General features: G+C 41.0%; 17 protein-coding genes and 4 tRNA genes. 6 read left to right on the plus strand and 15 right to left on the minus strand.

From position 1 onward, the window contains the following. From ACPEH5_RS15240 to lptM, 7 genes are all read right to left on the minus strand, one after another. On the minus strand, nucleotides 1–495 hold a 495-nt coding region (locus tag ACPEH5_RS15240; RefSeq protein ID WP_423727057.1), incomplete at its 3' end, for a hypothetical protein. Nucleotides 496–697: 202 nt separating this feature from the next. Beyond that, entirely contained in the window at nucleotides 698–2,860 is a 2,163-nt protein-coding gene (gene uvrD / locus ACPEH5_RS15245) for a DNA helicase II (RefSeq protein WP_048605792.1), read from the minus strand. 218 nt (nucleotides 2,861–3,078) lie between these two features. Continuing rightward, nucleotides 3,079–3,795 carry a 5-amino-6-(5-phospho-D-ribitylamino)uracil phosphatase YigB gene (gene yigB, locus ACPEH5_RS15250; protein WP_042845853.1) on the minus strand — a complete coding sequence of 239 codons (717 nt, stop codon included), beginning with the start codon at nucleotides 3,793–3,795 and terminating at the stop codon, nucleotides 3,079–3,081. After that, a complete protein-coding gene (xerC, locus tag ACPEH5_RS15255; protein ID WP_210788859.1) occupies nucleotides 3,795–4,724 on the minus strand; it encodes a tyrosine recombinase XerC in 930 nt (309 codons plus the stop codon). The genes yigB and xerC overlap by 1 nt, the downstream gene beginning before the upstream one ends. Continuing rightward, a complete protein-coding gene (locus ACPEH5_RS15260) occupies nucleotides 4,706–5,410 on the minus strand; it encodes a DUF484 family protein (protein ID WP_281110884.1) in 705 nt (234 codons plus the stop codon). Before ACPEH5_RS15260 ends, xerC begins: the two co-directional genes overlap by 19 nt. 41 nt (nucleotides 5,411–5,451) lie before the next feature. Continuing rightward, entirely contained in the window at nucleotides 5,452–6,276 is an 825-nt protein-coding gene (gene dapF, locus ACPEH5_RS15265; RefSeq protein ID WP_042845859.1) for a diaminopimelate epimerase, read from the minus strand. Nucleotides 6,277–6,297: 21 nt separating this feature from the next. After that, nucleotides 6,298–6,483, minus strand: coding sequence for an LPS translocon maturation chaperone LptM (lptM, locus tag ACPEH5_RS15270; RefSeq protein ID WP_042845861.1), 186 nt, complete (start codon nucleotides 6,481–6,483; stop codon nucleotides 6,298–6,300). A 216-nt stretch (nucleotides 6,484–6,699) separates the two neighbouring features. Between lptM and cyaY the strand changes: the two genes are divergently transcribed. Continuing rightward, nucleotides 6,700–7,017 carry an iron donor protein CyaY gene (gene cyaY, locus ACPEH5_RS15275; protein WP_281110885.1) on the plus strand — a complete coding sequence of 106 codons (318 nt, stop codon included), beginning with the start codon at nucleotides 6,700–6,702 and terminating at the stop codon, nucleotides 7,015–7,017. Nucleotides 7,018–7,033: 16 nt separating this feature from the next. On the opposite strand, the gene ACPEH5_RS15280 is transcribed toward cyaY, so the two are convergent. Next, nucleotides 7,034–9,607 carry a class I adenylate cyclase gene (locus ACPEH5_RS15280; protein WP_042845864.1) on the minus strand — a complete coding sequence of 858 codons (2,574 nt, stop codon included), beginning with the start codon at nucleotides 9,605–9,607 and terminating at the stop codon, nucleotides 7,034–7,036. A 668-nt stretch (nucleotides 9,608–10,275) separates the two neighbouring features. Between ACPEH5_RS15280 and hemC the strand changes: the two genes are divergently transcribed. From hemC to hemY, 4 genes are read left to right on the plus strand one after another with little or no spacing between them, the layout of a single operon-like run. Continuing rightward, on the plus strand, nucleotides 10,276–11,220 hold the full coding sequence (hemC, locus tag ACPEH5_RS15285) for a hydroxymethylbilane synthase (protein ID WP_042845867.1): 945 nt from the start codon (nucleotides 10,276–10,278) through the stop codon (nucleotides 11,218–11,220). Continuing rightward, on the plus strand, nucleotides 11,217–11,972 hold the full coding sequence (locus tag ACPEH5_RS15290; protein WP_042845868.1) for a uroporphyrinogen-III synthase: 756 nt from the start codon (nucleotides 11,217–11,219) through the stop codon (nucleotides 11,970–11,972). Before hemC ends, ACPEH5_RS15290 begins: the two co-directional genes overlap by 4 nt. Nucleotides 11,973–11,975: 3 nt before the next feature. Continuing rightward, nucleotides 11,976–13,211, plus strand: coding sequence for a uroporphyrinogen-III C-methyltransferase (gene hemX, locus ACPEH5_RS15295; RefSeq protein WP_048605790.1), 1,236 nt, complete (start codon nucleotides 11,976–11,978; stop codon nucleotides 13,209–13,211). 2 nt (nucleotides 13,212–13,213) lie between these two features. Further along, a complete protein-coding gene (hemY, locus tag ACPEH5_RS15300; RefSeq protein WP_129466654.1) occupies nucleotides 13,214–14,407 on the plus strand; it encodes a protoheme IX biogenesis protein HemY in 1,194 nt (397 codons plus the stop codon). 134 nt (nucleotides 14,408–14,541) lie between these two features. Here hemY and ACPEH5_RS15305 read toward each other — a convergent pair whose 3' ends face one another. Beyond that, the gene (locus tag ACPEH5_RS15305) at nucleotides 14,542–15,339 is read right to left on the minus strand and encodes a DUF1460 domain-containing protein (RefSeq protein WP_281110886.1); all 798 of its coding nucleotides are present in this window, start codon (nucleotides 15,337–15,339) and stop codon (nucleotides 14,542–14,544) included. Between the two features lie 346 nt (nucleotides 15,340–15,685). Here ACPEH5_RS15305 and ACPEH5_RS15310 point away from each other — a divergent pair, with 346 nt between their 5' ends. Next, a complete protein-coding gene (locus ACPEH5_RS15310; RefSeq protein ID WP_042845873.1) occupies nucleotides 15,686–15,913 on the plus strand; it encodes a hypothetical protein in 228 nt (75 codons plus the stop codon). 767 nt (nucleotides 15,914–16,680) lie between these two features. Here the strand turns inward: ACPEH5_RS15310 and ACPEH5_RS15315 are convergent. The 6 genes from ACPEH5_RS15315 to wecG form a co-directional block, all read right to left on the minus strand. Then, a tRNA-Pro gene (locus tag ACPEH5_RS15315) sits at nucleotides 16,681–16,757 on the minus strand. A gap of 46 nt (nucleotides 16,758–16,803) precedes the next feature. Then, a tRNA-Leu gene (locus ACPEH5_RS15320) sits at nucleotides 16,804–16,889 on the minus strand. Nucleotides 16,890–16,904: 15 nt separating this feature from the next. Next, nucleotides 16,905–16,980 (minus strand) — tRNA-His (locus ACPEH5_RS15325). Between the two features lie 79 nt (nucleotides 16,981–17,059). Beyond that, a tRNA-Arg gene (locus tag ACPEH5_RS15330) sits at nucleotides 17,060–17,136 on the minus strand. A 167-nt stretch (nucleotides 17,137–17,303) separates the two neighbouring features. Further along, nucleotides 17,304–18,680, minus strand: a complete 1,377-nt coding sequence (thrP, locus tag ACPEH5_RS15335) for a bifunctional threonine/serine APC transporter ThrP (RefSeq protein ID WP_042845874.1) — start codon at nucleotides 18,678–18,680, stop codon at nucleotides 17,304–17,306. A gap of 223 nt (nucleotides 18,681–18,903) precedes the next feature. After that, the gene (gene wecG / locus ACPEH5_RS15340) at nucleotides 18,904–19,656 is read right to left on the minus strand and encodes a lipopolysaccharide N-acetylmannosaminouronosyltransferase (protein ID WP_042845875.1); all 753 of its coding nucleotides are present in this window, start codon (nucleotides 19,654–19,656) and stop codon (nucleotides 18,904–18,906) included. Nucleotide 19,657 lies beyond the last annotated feature (1 nt).

Raw genomic sequence — 19,657 nt, forward strand, 5'->3', positions numbered from 1 at the left:
TTTCAGCAACGCCTCTAACCAATCACCCTTAATACCCGGATATTTCGTGCTAACTTCGTTCAGTTCAATCTGAAGAGAACTAAGTTCCTTCTCCACTAATTCACTATCCCTATTAACTACTGCAATAAAATCAAAAATCCGACGTTTTAACCCACCCACATTAACAAAGTTGACTGCCTTATATGTACTTGTTGGTTTGATAAATGTCTTTATATTTTTTTCTTTCTTGTTAAAAAACTCGCCTAGTGATTTAAGCTCGTCTCTCTGCTCTTTGTCCCTGACCTTTATTTTCTGTTTAACCTCATCCATAATTTTGTTCATTTTGACTCGATTAGGATGCTCAGACTGCTCTAATTGTATTTTTACTAATTCCATATTATTTGACATTTCATCTATACTGTTTTTATATCTCATTAATAAGCCATTTATATCTTTAATTTTATTTTTTATATTTATCAATCTTTCATTTAGTGCAGAAATACGTTTACTATCCATATAATTAAGCTCCATTTATTACCATTACGTTAGCCATGAACTACAATTTAATATTAAAAGATAAAAATAAAAAAACAAATTAATAGATCATATAAAAAATCAAAACAAATAAACTAAATAGTTTTAGAAATACATAATATAATTATTATATTATATATAACACCACCTAGAACGGTGGTGTTATATTTGAAATTTATGGTAACTATAAATTCTCTAGCCGTGCATATGAAGCCACTAGCCATTTAATCCCTTGTCCTTGAAAGGCTATCTGTAAACGACAATGTTCACCGCTGCCTTCTAGGTTAATAATAGTCCCCTCACCAAATTTAGGGTGCATTACCCGCTGCCCTAGCGCATAACCTGAATCATTTTGACTGATTGGTGTACCAAGGCGTTGATGGCTAACCGGACGAGAAACTGTGGCTCTTAGGCGAACTTCTTCGACACATTCAGTCGGTAGCTCACCAATAAAGCGTGATGGACGGTGATAGACTTCTTTACCGTATAACCGACGACTTTCTGCATAAGTAATGGTAAGTTTTTCCATTGCTCGGGTAACCCCCACATAAGCGAGCCGACGCTCTTCTTCAAGACGTCCGCTTTCATCCATTGACATTTGGCTGGGAAACATCCCTTCTTCCATTCCGACAATGAATACAACTGGGAATTCCAAACCTTTGGCTGAATGCAAAGTCATCAATTGAACAGCATCTTGGTTGGCATCCGCTTGCCCTTCCCCTGATTCAAGAGCTGCATGTGATAGAAATGCCTGTAATGGCATTAAATCTTGGTCTTCTTCTTGGTAGCTAAAGTCACGCGTTGCATTCACCAACTCTTCCAAGTTTTCGATACGCGCTTGGGCTTTTTCGCCTTTTTCCTGCTCATACATTGCACGCAAACCAGAATCGTGAATAACCCTGTCTGCTTGAACATGCAATGGCATATCTTGCGTTTCTTTCGCCAACGCTTCAACTAACTCTAAAAAACGCTCTATTGCTGCCGCAGCTCGCCCTCCAAGTACTTGCTCACGAAGTAAGTACTCACAACTTTCCCATAAAGTTAATTGTTGATCTCGTGCTGTTTGGCGAACGGTATCCAAAGTACGTTCACCTATTCCTCGTGTTGGCGTGTTGACCACGCGTTCAAACGAGGCATCATCATTACGATTTGCTATCAGCCTTAAATAAGAAAGTGCATCTTTGATTTCCTGACGTTCAAAGAACCGTTGGCCGCCATATATGCGATAAGGCATGTTAGTTTGAATTAACGCCTCTTCAAGTACACGCGATTGGGCATTACTACGATATAACATGGCACAATCTTTTAACGCCCCGCCATTTTCTTGCCATTGTTTAATACGCCCAACAATATAGCGGGCTTCATCTAATTCATTAAATGCACAGTAGAGTGAAATGGGTTCACCATCCCCTCCTTCTGTCCATAAATTCTTGCCTAGCCGATCACTGTTATTCGCAATTAAAGCATTCGCCGCTTTTAATATATTATTTGTCGAGCGATAGTTTTGCTCAAGACGAATTGTTTCTGCACCGGGGAAATCATTAAGAAACCGTTGGATATTCTCTACTTGGGCACCACGCCAGCCATAAATTGATTGATCGTCATCACCAACAATCATGACCTTGCCTGTTTCCCCTGCTAATACTCGAATCCATGCATATTGAATATTATTAGTATCTTGGAATTCATCCACTAAAATATTAGTAAAACGTTCACGGTAGTGTTGTAATACATGGGGTTTATTCAACCACAATTCATGAGCCCGAAGTAACAGCTCAGCGAAATCGACCAAACCTGCTCTATCACAAGCCTCTTGATACGCCTGATATACTTTCAACCACGTCGCTTCAACAGGGTTACCATAGCTTTCAATATGTTGGGGCCTTAAACCTTCATCTTTTTTGCCGTTGATGTACCACATTCCTTGACGTGGGGGCCATTGTTTTTCATCTAAATTCATTGCTTTAAGCAAACGTCGAATTAAGCGATATTGGTCATCACTATCTAAGATTTGAAAATCCTGCGGTAAATTGGCATCCATATAATGTTGGCGCAACAAGCGGTGTGCTAAACCATGGAATGTGCCAATCCACATTCCACCTTCACTACTGCCAATCAACTGATTGATTCGATGACGCATTTCTGCCGCTGCTTTGTTAGTAAACGTCACTGCCATAATAGAAAATGGTGATGCATTTTCCACCGACATTAACCAGGCAATTCGGTGTACCAATACGCGAGTTTTACCACTGCCCGCCCCCGCGAGCACAAGTAAATTAGTACGCGGTGCGGCAACCGCTTCGCGCTGTTTGTCATTGAGACCTTCAAGCAGATAAGAGACGTCCATAATTACCATCAAAGCAAAGCAGTGGAAAATACCACTGTGAGGTTGTTAACAAAGGGGAATAAAAACGTAATTTCCCACTTTGTGTTATCAATCAAAAACCAATAAATTGATTTTCCTGATTTATTTTAAATGACCTATTCGACTTACTACCAACCTTAATAGGTTTGGTAGCAGCACGACAATAGCAAATACCACTGTGTTTTTATACAGAGAAATGATTATACCAATGATAAAAGAGAAGCCAACTGAGAAATTTCTACATGCGGCAATAAACGCACGTCTTTCTCCCCCATTAGGGTTTTTTGGTCAAGGTTAATCCAGCAGGCTTGCATACCACTATTGATTGCGCCTTCAACATCTGTCAGTAGATTATCCCCAACATGAAGAATGAATTTCGGTTCAAGATCAAGGCGCTGTGCAGCTAAACGGTACATATCACAATAAGGTTTTGAACGGCCATCTGGCCCGGCTTTTAAAACAAACTGAAAGTATTGGCCTAACCCACACGCTTCAGGTTCTGCATTACCATTGGTTATCGCAACTAACGGTAATTTTTCAGCTAATTTGGCAAGTGTTGCGTGTGTAGATTCAGGGATATCTATTTTATTACGCCAGTAAGTGAAATGTGCCATGATGTCATCTGCCCCTTTTTGTGCATCTTCTCGCGAATAGCCATAATGGCAAAACATCATTTTTGAAGAAAGCCAGCGCCAACGGGAAATATCATGGCAGATCTCAGGCTCTTGTTCTTCCACAAGGCGGCGAAAAGCATAGAGGTCATCATTGCTAAAATGATTGAATCGAGGGTCGTATTCACGAACAAAACGTAAGACTTCCTCTTCCGTTTTATCAATAACTGGGTGGTTATCATAAAGCGTGTCATCCAAATCAAACGTAATCGCCATAATTGGTGACAGTGGGCGGTAAAAATGCATTAAGGTTTCTCCCTCTTTGCCCTCGGATGAGCCACATCATAAACGTTGGCTAAGTGCTGAAAATCAAGGTGCGTATAAATTTGTGTTGTTGATAAGTTCGCATGACCAAGAAGTTCTTGCACCCCACGTAAATTACCACTTGATTCAAGGAGATGTGTCGCAAAGGAGTGGCGTAATTTATGAGGATTAATGTGACTATTAACCCCCTGTTTTATTCCCCATTGTTCAAAACGTTTTTGTACATTTCGATTCGAAATTCGTTTCCCACTTTGGGTTGAGATAAAAACAGCATTATCTTCTGGCTCATATAACTCACGCATTTCTAACCAACGATGTAGCCAGCTCACCGCTGTTTTTCCCATTGGAATTTTTCGTTCTTTACTTCCTTTTCCCATCACCCAAACTTCACCAGTGCTTAAATCAAGGTGACGAACATCAAGACCAACAAGTTCAGATAAACGCAATCCAGCACCATACATCACTTCCAGCATAGTACGGTCGCGCACAACTAGTGGATCACCGCTATCCATATTTAGCAGTTGGGAGACCTCATCTACATCCATATTCTTAGGAAGACGTTTTTTGGATTTGGGTGCTTGAATTGCTTTGGCTGGGTTTGCAGGCAACGCCTCTTGATGCACCATCCAATCCAAAAAACTTCTCAATGACGATAATCGTAAAGCCATACTTGCAGCCTGTAGGCCTGATTTGCGACTTTTAGCCGCGATATTCCGTACGATAGCTGTATCAACTTTTTGCCATTCAGTGATTTTCAATGAGGTTAGCATTTCAACAATAACACTCAATTGACGATGATAATTAGTAATAGTGACAGGGCTTAACCGACGTTCAACTCGCAGATAACGTAAGAAGGCCTCAACTTGCATCATCAGCCCTTTCGGCTGAGACTCTACAGGCGTTCTATCCATTGGCATAATAACCTCGGGAGAATTTGAGCCACTTTTTCCAACATAACCGTCCCCATACCATGTTGATAATGCTCGCGGTCGCGGCTAGTAAAAATAACCATGCCCGATTCACCATGATGACCAAATAATGAGATAGCCACAGAGCCGACATTGAGCGCATCTGGTAAAAGCAATTGGATTTCAGGGCCATTTAAACGACCAAGATAGTTACGTTTATCGCCAAATCGTTGAATTCTGATAGACTCAAAAACACGACGCGAAATCACCAGTTGATGGGCATCTAAAGGGGCTGATAAATACCAACTATCACTGAATAAACGAACCGATGCGCCTGATAAACCTAATTTTTTTGCCCAGCGATTTAAAGTAAGTAACATTTCTTGTAAGCTTTTGGCTGATGACATGTCTATCACCAGAACCAATAACTCATCAAAAAGCTCTATATTTTCATGCGCTTGCTCTACCATAAAACGGATATCTTGCTCAAGCTCTTTGATTTTCAAACGTTGGCGATTCATCACTAATTCAGGTAATGAGATAGCACCTTGTACAACATGTGGAACTTTCAACTGCTCCAATAATTGTGCATTACGAAGAAAAAAGTAAGGATTTTCCTTTAGATATTGCACCACATCGAATTCATCAAGTTGATGTTTTCTCTTCAGTGCTTTTTCGGTTTTATCCATATTCCCCTCTTCAACTCGGTAAAATTATCGCTGTGTGACTTTTATAGCTGGATGACCCCATCGTAGACATGAGTTGCTGGGCCTGTCATATACAACGGAGCCCCTGGACCTTCCCAAGTTATATTTAACGACCCGCCGGGTAAATCAACACGTACTCGTTTCGCCAATAACCCTTGAGTGATCCCAACAGCCACTGCGGCACATGCTCCACTACCACATGCTTGAGTTTCACCTGCACCACGCTCATAAACGCGCAAGCGAATATGCTCAGCATTAATAATTTCCATGAAACCAATATTAGCGCGTTCGGGAAAGCGCTCATGGCTCTCTAAAGCTGGCCCTAAAATTTCAACCTCTGCGGTATGAATACTTTCAACCTGAATGACGCAATGTGGGTTACCCATTGAAACAACCCCACATAACACTGTACGTTCTTGAGCTCGAATAATATAGGTTTTTTCTTCTTTAATAGCGCGAAATGGCACCCTTTGAGGCTCAAAATCAGGCTCTCCCATATTAACGCAGACATCATCATTTTCATTTATGGTTAATGTCATCCGGCCTGATTGGGTACTAACTTTAATTTTTTGCTTATTAGTCAGACCTTTAAGCCGAACAAAACGCGCAAAACAACGCGCCCCATTACCACATTGTGACACCTCACTGCCATCCGCATTAAAAATGCGATAATGAAAGTCAAGGTCAGGGTCATAGGGGGCTTCAACTAATAATAGCTGATCAAAACCGACACCAGTATGCCTATCTGCCAGCCGGCAAATAAGTTCTGGCGAAAAATACACATTTTGTGTGACACCATCGACAACCATGAAGTCATTGCCTAAGCCATGCATTTTAGAGAATTGCATTTCACGCTCCATAGCGGCAACTTACTGGTTATGATTTGTTGTAGCAGGCTCTTCGGTTGAGCTGCTTGGCGCTGTTGGTTGCACATCAGGCGCCTGAGCAGGAGCAACAGTTTCTTCCGGCGGGAAATAAAGAGGGCCTTTCAAGCCACAACCAGATAAGGTAAATAACATAACAAGTGCACTAAGCCCAAATAAACTTTTTTTCATTCTTTTTCGCCTGTGATACTAACTTTTGACATCTGATATTTTACACAATAACAGGAGTGACCTAGCAAATCACGTCTGTTTATCAAGCATGCTTATATTATATACTCTAGGCTAAATTTAATCTGAAATTTTTAGTCAGCGCACTGAGATTGACCCCAATGCTTGATCCCTCCTATAATTTTAATTAACTAATTGTGAGCAAACAGGATTTTAACCGTGAATGACAGTGAATTTCACCAGCTAGCAGAAGCGCTACTGGGCTCTATTGAAGAGCATTTGGACAATTACGATGGTGATGCCGATATCGATTGTGAGATAAATGGCGGTGTTATGACACTCAGTTTTGAAGATGGCAGCAAAGTCATCATCAACAAACAAGAGGCATTTCACCAAATTTGGCTAGCGACCAAACAAGGCGGATACCATTATGATTACAAACAAGGGGAATGGGTCTGTGACCGTTCTGGCAATGAGTTTAAAAACCAGTTAGCGGAAGCCATTGCTTTCCAAAGCCAACAGCCATTTTCGTTCTAGTTTTAAACAACTATCACTAAAAGTAATGCGCTTGTGGGTGCCCTGATTGGCTTAAATGCATATCATGCCCCACTTCGTCATCATCCTCTGATGTAAATGGCCACGTTGCGCCCGAAAAGGCAACCACTTGGTTTTTACCGTCATGATTAATAATTTGGTAAAATTGCGGTAAATTGAAGTTGATAAAATTAGCACCATAGGTAAAGCGGTCATGGGAGGAGGAGTAGAACTTACTGACATCACGCACCAAGTCTTCTTTGGAACCTTCACAGTGAGAGTAAATCTCCACACGGTTAGCTTCATCTAATACGTAAATATTAAAACCTGTGTTATCCGCCGTATTTTCGAAGAAAAACTGTACAATCCCTTCACTCGCATAACCATCAACAACAGCTGGCAAATGGTTATCACTTTTTGCCTGAAGTTTGACCGGCCAGCCATGTAACTTGTTATGGGAAATTGCGCCATAGAATTCAACCGCATTTTCTAGTTTTTGTACTGAGACATTCAGGCGTTCAAAAAACAGCCCCCAAGTCTGCCCTGCTATGCGGAGCGCTTTAAAGCGCCCAGGGTCATTACTATTACTTGATAAACGCAGTTCTACGCATTCCGATATCAATTGCTGTACACGAGTACGAATAAGCCCCCGTAAGTGCTCACTATAACAAAAGACCTCAACAGCTTCCGGTGGTGATGCGTCTTGGTGCATTTTACCTAAAATCGTTTTTAACGCTTCTAGCATACACTGCTCACCGCTGAAATGGAGCGTCCTTACCTCATTCCATGAATTACGATACAACAAATCAATACTACCAATGAGACACTGCTGTGACTCGCCAAAGCTGAAAATATCTAATTTCCTAAAATCGACATGAACCACTTGCTCTGAATAAACTTGAGTCGGGTCTTTTTCTAGGTTAACGATTATTGCAAGGTGGCGAATTTCACAGGGGCTATATAGCGCTTTTGGTGTTGGAGCCGGCAACCTAATTGGGAAATGATTTGAGACGTCATGCATAAGTTCAAGCAGTTTTCTTTCGTCACACTGCGACTGCCCATTATGCATATAAACTTGTGTCGTTTCAGTTAGTAAGCCATTAAAATATGCCCAGGCCACTAATTTATTTAAGTAACGGTTATATTCCAGAGGCTGGTGCCCAATAATCGCATCAATATTCGGGGCTTGGTTGTACAAATACCAACCACTACGATTTGCACGCCCTGCTGGCACATAAATAAAAGTGAGGTGCTCTTCGCTTAAATCCGGTGAAATCTGAGGGTTAACTAACGTCACTTTACCCGGAAGCGCTTCAAAGGCTGCGTATAATTTACGAGTTAATACCCCAATATCTTGTGGGCTTGCACTAACGCTTAAATTATTTCGCCGCGCAAAGCGAATTAAATTACGATAACTTTGCATCATGGTGTCGAGTAGCTCATTATGCGCTTCACGGACACGCTCAATTTTCCATTGGCTGCGTGTATCTAGTACTGTTAAACGTTCTGCTCCCCAGCCCCATGATGCCACCAATTGGGATAAGACATCTCGACGCCAACCAGAAAAAGCATTGCTATCTTCTTCAGAAAGTTTTTCACAAACTTTAAGGTAAAAACAACGACGTATAAGGTCAAGACGAGTTAAGTCGTTTATTTCAACAAGATACCTTGTGACGCGTTCAAGCATTAAACAGTAGGAATCCAAGCCATAACACACGATTTCACCGGCATGTAAATGGCGTTTAAACTCCATAGCCAGTAGTTTGCCATTAGGATAATCCCATGAATAAGACTCTAATAATATACTTTTTAATACTGCTTTATAAGGGGAATCAACACTTTTATAAAGTTGCCACAAGCTTGCACCAAAGTATTCTGCGGCTGAAAGTTCACTCAATCCGCCTAAATCCAACCACTCATTTGGCGTTAATACACCTTGTGCATATAACCCCATAACATATTCATCATAATGTTGTTCTTCTTCAACAGGTACCATCGCCCACAATAAGCGTTTGCCGGCCATTCGAACCGCAGTACGATAAAACTCATCTAACAATAGAATATGTTGCGTTGAACCACAGTTTTCCCCACCTATATGCCCACTCGCATGATGGCGAAAACGATTCTCATCGATTAGAAAAACGGTTACATCAATGCCTAAAGACGCTGCCCACTGTTCAATTAACGTGCATTTCTTTTGTAAAAAACGTTTTTCTTCGTGATCTAACCAAGAAGGGTGACAAACCCAAACATCGATATCTGAACAATGGCTTTGCCCTACAGAGGAGGTACTGCCCATTGAATAAATCCCAGTTATGGGTAATTCACCATTAGTGGGCTTTTCGATTGGTAGGAAGCGTTCAAATTGCCCCAACCACTTCATTTGTTCTGTATCTGGAGAGAAAAAGCAGACGCCATGGGGTACATTACCTTCAATAAAACCAGGCATCATTGGATGATGATAATGAAACAAGACAGGCAGCAGGTTATAAACCTTCGAAAAGGTTTCACTCATAGATGCTGTTGCGCGCTCTAACCGTAATTGGTTTATCGCATCAAGTCTTTGCTTTAAGGTTTCAATATAGAGATACAAGAGTTACACCTGACTGAATGTAATACAAATCTGGGAATTTCCCAGCACCCAACAGATAGAGATAGATTTAAAAAAGTTTTCAAATGAATTGTCGGAAACGTGATCAATTTAACACCTTGCAGCAAAAGGGTAAAGTAGATCACATTATTTTACGTGCTTATTTTTGATACCAAATGCTTTTCAACATATTGTATAAAAAGGTTTTTATTTTTTAATGCATCAGAATATCCCTTGTTTTTCAATGGAATAATACTTTTGATGCAAATTGAACAACAAAACCACTATGTAAAATGCCATGTAAGCGTAATACATGCAGCATCTATGCTTGAACGCTTCAACATGAACAGATGAAACCTACAGGTAACCCAACAAAAAAAACAGCACGAAAAGCTAAAATAATTCTTTGGTTAGCACGCATCACCGGAAAATATTTATCAAGAGACCATCGAAAAGTAACATCACGATTTGTCAGTGTATGGGCCGAATTTCATGTTGAGTAAGTGAAGGTGGGTAAAGAATGTAGTGGAATGAACCAAACAACAGCAAACACTAAGATAGCCACACAGCGGTGGCTTTGAGCTCAGCTGGAAAAAATATCCTTAACATGTTAAAACTAACGTCAATTGTATGGTTAATCTACGGCGTTCTTCGCTAGAGAAAACAGTAAAATGACATCAACAAATATTGTGCGCATTGCTACGCGCAAAAGCCCTTTGGCCTTATGGCAAGCGCATTTTGTCAAAGATAAGCTAGAGCAATTACATCCTAACTTGCAGGTTGAGCTGGTTCCGATGGTGACAAAAGGGGATATCATCCTTGACACTCCGCTCGCAAAGGTGGGGGGAAAAGGCTTGTTTGTCAAAGAACTTGAACTGGCTTTATTAGAAGGGCGTGCAGATATTGCCGTTCATTCAATGAAAGATGTTCCTGTTGAATTTCCTGAAGGCTTGGGCCTAGTCACTATTTGTGAACGCGAAGACCCTCGAGATGCCTTTGTTTCAAACCACTATGACAATCTTGATGCGTTGCCAAAAGGCAGCATCGTTGGGACATCTAGCTTACGTCGCCAATGCCAATTAAGAGAACTTCGTCCGGATTTAGTCATTCGGGATCTCCGCGGTAACGTAGGCACACGGTTATCTAAACTCGATAATGGTGAATATGACGCCATTATCTTAGCGGTAGCAGGGCTAAAACGTTTAGGGTTAGAAGCACGTATACGCACAGCTCTTGCACCGGAACAATGTCTCCCTGCTGTTGGACAAGGGGCCGTTGGCATTGAGTGTCGATTAAACGATAGTGTTACACGAGAGCTGCTCGCTAAGCTTAATAATGATACGACTTCTATTTGTGTTCTTGCTGAACGCGCAATGAATATGCGTTTAGAAGGGGGCTGCCAAGTCCCTATTGGTAGTTATGCTATTTGGCAAGACGATAAAATATGGCTACGTGCTCTTGTTGGCGCACCTGATGGGAGTATTATTATTCGTGGAGAAAGGCTTGTCGCCCCAAATGAAGCAAGCCAAGCGGGTGTATCACTCGCGGAAGAACTCCTCGAACGCGGTGCAAGGGAAATTTTAGCCGAAGTTTATAACGGGAACCCACCTGCATGAGGGTTCTTGTTACACGCCCTGAACCCACAGGTTCGGAGCTAATAACGGCAATCACCGCTAAAGGGGGAGAAGCCTACTCTTCCCCTTTGATCAGTATTGGACCAGGCGCTGAATTAAACACGCTAGTTTCACGCCTTGATCACCTCAATACAAACGACTTAGTCTTTCTTTTATCTAAAAATGCAGTCGAGTACGCAAATTTAACACTTGAACAAATGGGACGTAACTGGTCAGATAAGCTATCTTACTATGGTATTGGTCGCTCTACCGCCCAGTTTTTCAAGAAAGTAACCGGGAAGCCAGCCCATTGGGCTGAACAAGGGGAAACCAGCGAAGTGCTACTCACGCTTCCTGATCTCCAGTTTCTCGAAGGGAAACACGCCCTTTTATTGCGTGGAAATGGTGGCCGAGAACTTCTTGCTTCAACATTAAGGGCTCGAGGTGCGCAAGTCGACTATTGTGAATGTTATGCAAGGCACCCAATCCCTTACGAAAAAAACGAATTTAATCGCAAATGGTTTCAAGTTGATATCACTGACATTGTGATAACCAGTGGCCAAATGTTAGCTTTACTAGAAGAATTAATCGCTGAAGAGTATCAAAATTGGTGGTTTACCCGCCGCTTACTCGTTGTCAGTGAACGGATTGCAGATCAAGCTCGCCAAGCTGGATGGCAGAGGGTCTGTGTAGCTAATAGTGCAGATAATAATGCTTTATTAGAAGCATTAATTTCAACCGACATGGGATGCTAATTTATGACGGAACACGATAAAACAACCGAGACGGTTACCCCAGAAACAGGTGCAAAACAACAGCACTCCGAAAAAAAAACCTCTTCGGAACAAAAACGTTCTGGTCTCATTGGCGGAGTAATTGCTATCGCTATTATCATCGCCATTGGTGGTGGTCTTTATTATTTCACTCAACAAAACAATGCAACTTTAGTAAATGAAAACAATGAACTAAAACAGCAATTGAGTGATTTAATCGAACAACAAAATTCAGATAGACAACGTTTAGATGCCCTAATTACCGCGAATACTGAGATGAAAAACCAATCTCGCGAGTATGAAGATAGGCTCAATCGTCGCATGCAAGAACTGCAAGCTCACGTGACTGCCCTTTCCAGTAGTGATGTTAAAAGCTGGCTGATTGCACAAGCTGACTTTATGGTAAAAATGGCAGGAAGAAAACTGTGGAACGACCACGACCCTGTCACAGCAGCTGTCCTATTAAAAAGTGCAGACTCTAGTTTGGCTGAAATGAACGACCCAAGTCTGCTCGATATTCGCAAGTCAATTAACAATGACATGGCAAAATTAGCCGCCATCAATCAAGTCGACTATGACGGTATTATCTTACGCCTAAACCAACTCAGTAACGACGTTGATAACTTACGTTTAGCCGATTTAAACAGTGGTGATGCTAAAAATGAAGATAATGCCGAAGTCAGTGATGACATTTCTGATTGGCAACAAAACTTATCCCGTAGTTGGAAAAGCTTCACTAACGATTTCATCACCGTCAGGGCTCGTGACGGTTCTGAAGCACCACTACTAGCCCCAAATCAAGACATTTACCTTCGTGAAAACATTCGTTCACAGTTGCTCATCGCAGCTCAAGCCGTTCCTCGCTTCCAAGAAGAAACATACAAACAGTCGCTTGAGCAGGCTTCAACATGGGTAAGAGCTTATTTTGATACTGAAGCGCCGGAAACGAAAGCGTTCTTATCAACCATTGACGAGCTAATTAATCAACCGATTGATGTTGAAATGCCTGACGCCTTAGAAAGCCAAGAAAAGCTAGAGAAAGTCATGCAAACGCGAGTGCGTAGCTTACTTGCTCAATCCTCTGACAATACTAAGGCAAATGATGGTGCTGTTGATGCAGCAGCAGATGCCGCAGTTCCCGCGACTGAGACACAAAAAGCAGAACCAGCAGATACACCACACCCTTTTGAGTCAACTGAGCCTGCTGGAAATAGGGGGTAACAATGATTAAGGTACTGATCCTATTTATTGTTCTTATCGCAGGTGTCATCTTAGGGCCACTATTAGCCGGTCACCAAGGCTATGTTTTTATTCGCACCGATAACTACGACATTACAACCAGTGTAACGAGCCTGATATTGGGCTTTATTTTACTCCAATTCGTGTTGCTATTTCTTGGTTGGTGTTACCGCCGCTTTATGAGCACCACATCACGGACTAAAGGTTGGGTAAGTGGGCGTAAATATCATAAAGCACACACCCAAACGCAAAAAGCCCTACTCAAGTTAGCTGAAGGTGATTTTGAGCAGGTTGAAAAATTGATGAGCAAGCATGCTGATTTTTCCCAACAACCTGTAATCAACTATTTAATGGCAGCAGAGGCGGCGCAACAGCGCGGTGATGAATACCGTACCCACCAATACTTAGATAGGGCAGCAGAAGCCGCAGGTAATGATCAACTCCCTGTTGATATTAGTCGCGTTCGCATCCAATTAGCTGAAGGCGAAGTACACGCGGCTCGTAACGGCATTGATAAACTTCTCGATAAAGCACCGAGGCACCCAGAGGTTTTACGCCTAGCCGAACAAGCTTATTTACGTTCAGGGGCTTACCAAGCACTGATCGAATTATTACCTGTAATGGCCAAAGTACAATTACACACTGAAGACGAGTTAGACGCATTAAAACTGAAAGCTTACAAAGGGTTAATGAACCAATGTATGGCTGAAGGTGGGAGTGATGGCTTGAAGGCTTGGTGGAAAGCTCAGCCTCGCCGCGTCCGCCATGAAACTGCATTGCAGGCTTTTTTAGCAGAACACTTAATTGAATGTGGCGACATTAACAGTGCTGAAAAAATGATCATTGACGGCTTAAAGCAGCAATATGATGAGCGCTTGTTATTGTTAGTGCCGAAGCTTAATAGCGAACACCCTGAAATTATTGAAAAAACGCTTTTACATCTGCAAAAGCAAAATGGGGCAACGCCATTACTAAACAGTACATTGGGGGTTTTGTCACTGCAGCATGCTCAATGGGATAAAGCAGAAACTTATTTCAAAGCTGCCTTAGCTCAACGTTTTGATGTACAAGATGCATCATGGTTAGCTGATGCTTTCGACAAATTACATAAACCGAATGAAGCAGCAAAAATTCGCCAAGAGGCCTTAATACACTCATTGAACCAAGAGCGTTCATAAAAGGCTATATTAATTATAATAGCCCCCAAGAAGTTACCTTAGGGGCTATTTTATTTAGTATACAAACCTACCCGTTAGTTTATCGTTAAGTAAAATAACGGGCTAATTCATATTTGTTAGCCCCATATATCCAATTAGATAATAGGACGAAGAACGATAATACCCGTCTTGGAGGATATATATTCTAGGAAGTTTGTATCAACAACCTTCATATTCTTTGAAAGTGATGATGCATTTCGGTACAAAACCTGATTATTCTTTCTAATCACAATACCTGTGTGGGAAACATCTAACCCCTTAATTGGTGAATAAATACCAATATAATCGCCTGTTTTTAAGTTATTAAGAACCATTTCATTAATTGCATGAGTAGGAATATAGGTTACCTTTCTTGAGTGAATACCTAATCCTTTAATAAACTCACTACCATCTGCTTTTTGATTTAATTTTTTTTCAACTGTAACCGACTCAGAGCTAATTAATGCTGTCACATCTGTCGCATTTTGTGGTGATACCGCATACCAGTCAGTAAAAAAGTGTTTTCTTTTATAATAAGCAACATCACTGTCTTTATAACGCGTATTCACAAGGACGCTTAAAAACGTATTCCTACTGTTTGATTTGCTTAGTGCCGCGACATAATCCAGATAAGTAAAACAGTCAACACCTTCTAAATTAACAACAAGTACTTCACTGACGTTTGGTCCACCAACTAATGTGTTGGCGACATACGGCATCCCCAGAAAAACACTAGAAACTTGCTCAATAAGATTGCCATAGGGTAGACCTTGATTTGGTATTATTACTTTATGAATAACCTGATCCAATGCTAATTTAGAATCATCACTCATATCTAATAAATAATTTGGCTGGTTAGTTGATGAAAAAGAGACTGCACAAAAAGAAAGCAATGCAAAAAATAAAAATTTCATTTTAAATACCTTTCCTTGGGAAAATGAATCATCAGTTAAAGATGATTTATTTTTACTGACAAGGTAAAGTAAGAAATTGTTTATTTAAGGTTTAATTTAAATACTAATAATGTGTATTTTTAAGCGAAAAATAACAGCGTTTCACTTTAATTCAAACGAATGTTTTACGCTGTCAAAAATAAAGAAACAAGATACAAATATCACGCTAGGTGACATAATCATAAAAAAATAAAACCACTTATGTGCCAAGGTATAAACAAATTTTGTGATTACTATGTCATAAAGGAAATACATAGTGTATAAAGCATAATATACATCTTGGCTTGAATGAATGTGGGATATCTATATGAATGTAATTAAAACTATTTGGCGTTGGGTTATTGCAAGTCCAAACCGTTTACAAATATTTTTTGATCTTCTTCTGCTAGTTTTATCGCCTTTTGTTTTTATCCTATTTATTGGCTTTAATACAGAAGACCTCAGTAAAGACATTTTTATTATTACGTTCATCATCCTCTGCTATACCTACATTACTCGCTGGTTCAGCAAATGGTTTAGTAAAGGCAAAAAATAGTCTCTTATCTTGTTTAACAGCCTCTTTCACGTTTTCAGTAAAGGGGCTAAGTCGCTTGTATTGCAGAAAAAAAAACACCTGCACAAGGCAGGTGTAAAATACAATCAGGTCTACAGACGGATGGTGCCTCACTCAACGTTTCGCCCGTTCGTTGATGGTAAGAGGATGAGCTCTTGATCATCTAAGTTGGACAATAGGCACCGATAATCGGCTTTGCGTCATCTCTGGGTTTATGAAGCTTTGCTGTCATAAGAAGTGAGATGAGCATCTACATCTATAATAATGCAGGATGCGTGCCAACTTTTATAAAAGCTATATTTTTGGGCCTATTTTTTTTTATTTCTCTCTACCCCTCGGATTGACTCGCTATTTTTAATCATCAATCCAACCTAGCTAGATAATTTCTCTCTATGAGTGTCCCTTCTCATATTTCGTTACACCTGCTTGTCTCAATTTAGAGACATCATAAATTCATTATTTATTTTTTCTTATAAATCAATGATTAAAATGTCTCCTTTTGGAGACAAGTAAGTAGAGGGTTGTATCAAGATCACGACACTTATCTTCTTCTCAAGAAAAAACAATAAGTTAAATAGCAATTCTCACAGTTCCAAAATATTACCTGTTTTAAAAAAACTTATGTGAAAACACAATCAACAAAAGTGATCCAACTGAAGGGGAAAGAAAAGAAGTTTTGACAAAGAAGCCAATAAAAAGACCAGGCAATAAAAAGCAAAAACCCCGCTATTAAGCGGGGTTCTTTAAATTGGTCGGCGAGAGAGGATTCGAACCTCCGACCCACTGGTCCCAAACCAGTTGCGCTACCAAGCTGCGCTACTCGCCGAAATTTTTGTAGTACTGATTTTTATAGCATTAGTTATCTTTTTTCGTGGTGCGAAAGGGGGGACTTGAACCCCCACGTCCATAGGACACTAACACCTGAAGCTAGCGCGTCTACCAATTCCGCCACCCTCGCAATGTCACAAAAAAATGGGGTGGCTAATGGGACTCGAACCCACGACAACTGGAATCACAATCCAGGGCTCTACCAACTGAGCTATAGCCACCATAACTTCACTTTTTTCAAAGCGTTGCTATTCTACTACATACAACGTCATTTTGCCAACCGTAGCGGCGTACTAAAAATGGTGCGCCCGACAGGATTCGAACCTGAGACCTCTGCCTCCGGAGGGCAGCGCTCTATCCAGCTGAGCTACGGGCGCTTAACGCCGTTGCGGGAGAGGATAGTACGGATTTATCCTCTCGCTGTCTAGTCCTTTTTGAAATAAAAATATCGATTGCTTGCCTTTTATCCATTTCGCTGAGAAAGAGAGCATATTCACCCCCTCAGACAACCAATTTCCGCTAAAAATACCCCAAAATACTTTAGCTAGGCCTGTTGATTTTCTCTATTCACCCAGCGAATTAAAAAATAAAGAACCGAAACCACCAATAAAAATATTGCCCCTACGATTAATGACAAGCGTGTATCTGGGTTAATCGCCATTCCAATCAACACACAAGCCAGAAAAAGTAATGTGGCATAATTCACCCATGGAAATAGTATCGACTTGAAAGTGTGCCCCTCAAGCTTTTCTTTATTTTGCTGGCGAAAGCGGATCTGGCTAGTAAGAAGCACTAACCATGGCACCATCCCCGGCAAAACACTAGCACTATATACATACACAAATACCTTCTCAGGGTTTGGAATAATATAGTTGAGACTAGAGCCTGCAACCAGACACAAGATAGTAAAGCCCACACAACGCCCAGGAACGCCATTTTTTGTGAGTTTTAAAAATGAACTTGGTAATTGTTTATTTTGTGCCAATGCGTATAGCATCCGCCCACCGCTATACATACCGCTATTGCAACCTGATAACGCAGCGGTCAACACCACAAAATTGATGACTGCTGCCGCAGAGACAATACCAACTTTTGCAAAGGTCAAAACAAATGGGCTTCCTTGTTGACCCACTTCAGTCCAAGGAAAAAGCGTAACAACGATAAAAATCGCCCCTACATAAAAAATCAAAATACGCCATAAGATATTATTAATGGCTTTTTTCAACGTGACTTTGGGGTTCTTCGCTTCCCCTGCTGTAATCCCTACTAATTCAACACCCTGATATGAAGCTACAACAATGCACAAAGCAAATAGAAAACCTTTCCAGCCACCAGCAAAAAAGCCCCCATGCTCTGTTAAGTTCCCTAAACCGATAGGTTCAAAGTTATTACCAATACCAAAGAATATTAGCCCTAAACCAATCAAAATCATGACCACAATCGTGGTGACCTTGATCATAGCAAACCAAAACTCTAATTCCCCATACAAACGTACAGCCGCTAAGTTTGCTAAAGCAACTAATACCACTGCAATAATAGCAAAAACCCATTGTGGTACCTCAGGAAACCAGTATTCCGCATAAAAACCGATTGCGGTGATTTCTGAGATCCCAACGGCAACCCACATAAACCAATAACCCCAAGCAGTCAGGCATCCCCAAAATGGGCTAAGGTATTTATAACCAAAAGAAGCAAAAGACCCCGTGACAGGCTCAAGAAATAGCATCTCTCCCATCGAGCGCATGATGAAAAAAACAAAAATACCCGCGATGATATAGGCTAATAGAACAGAAGGCCCTGCCCATTTTAACGTGCTGGCTGAGCCCATAAACAGCCCAACACCAATGGTTCCACCAAGTGCAATAAGCTCGATATGGCGAGCTTCTAGCCCACGCTGAAGTCCCTGTTGTGGATTTTCCATAAATACCCCTGTCAAAAATTACCATGGTTAAATTACAGCGTTAATTAAAGCTTAGTAGTCATCACCACTGTAATCAGTCGAAAAATGTCAGTTAGGCAAATTTTAAAAACATATTGTGAGGAAAATTGAGCACAAACCGACGTTATTGCTTTAATTTTTGAGGGATTATAGAAATATTTGAAGAAAGAGACCAGCAATTACGCAAGTCTCTTTATTGGAAGAGTTACAACTTACCACCGTAATAGTAGCCTAAAAATTTCAGCAGCTTAAATTGACGAGTGATCCGTGATGGCTGCGATAACAAACGATACAACCATTCTAACCCTAAGTTTTGCCATACTTTAGGGGCGCGTTTGACATGACCAGTAAACACGTCATAAGTACCTCCCACGCCCATATACAAAGCTTCAGGGTGTACCTGTCGGCAGTCACGCATGAAAATTTCTTGCTTTGGAGAGCCCATTGCAACAGTCACTATTTTCGCACCGCTCGCATGGATACGTTCAAACAACGCATCCCTTTCTTCTGCAGTAAAATAACCGTTTTGAGACCCGACAATATTCACGTTCCACTGAGCGCGAAGTTTACTTTCTGTCTGCTCTAAAATTTCAGGTTTCCCACCGACTAAAAAAACGGGAGTGCCTTCTTTTCCTGCTCTTTCCATCAGGCCTTCCCACAAATCGGCACCTGCAACACGAGAAACGTCCGCTTGTGGGTATTTACGGCGAATAGCACGTACGATACTAATACCATCAGCATACAAGTACTCTGCTTGGCCTAGTAAGGTATTTAACGCGGTATCTTTTTCAGCGATCATCACTTTTTCCGCATTAATCGCAACTAGTGTTCCCGTTTTGGTTTCTCCATCTGCAAACAAATAATCTAAAAAATGGGCCATATTTTTGAAGCCCCAAATATTATGACCACGAATGCAATATTGTGGAACGGATGAAGCCTGAGTTGATAACGGTTCCATG

The organism is Providencia sp. NPDC089933 (assembly GCF_049545585.1).
Classification (GTDB): Bacteria; Pseudomonadota; Gammaproteobacteria; order Enterobacterales; family Enterobacteriaceae; genus Providencia; species Providencia huashanensis.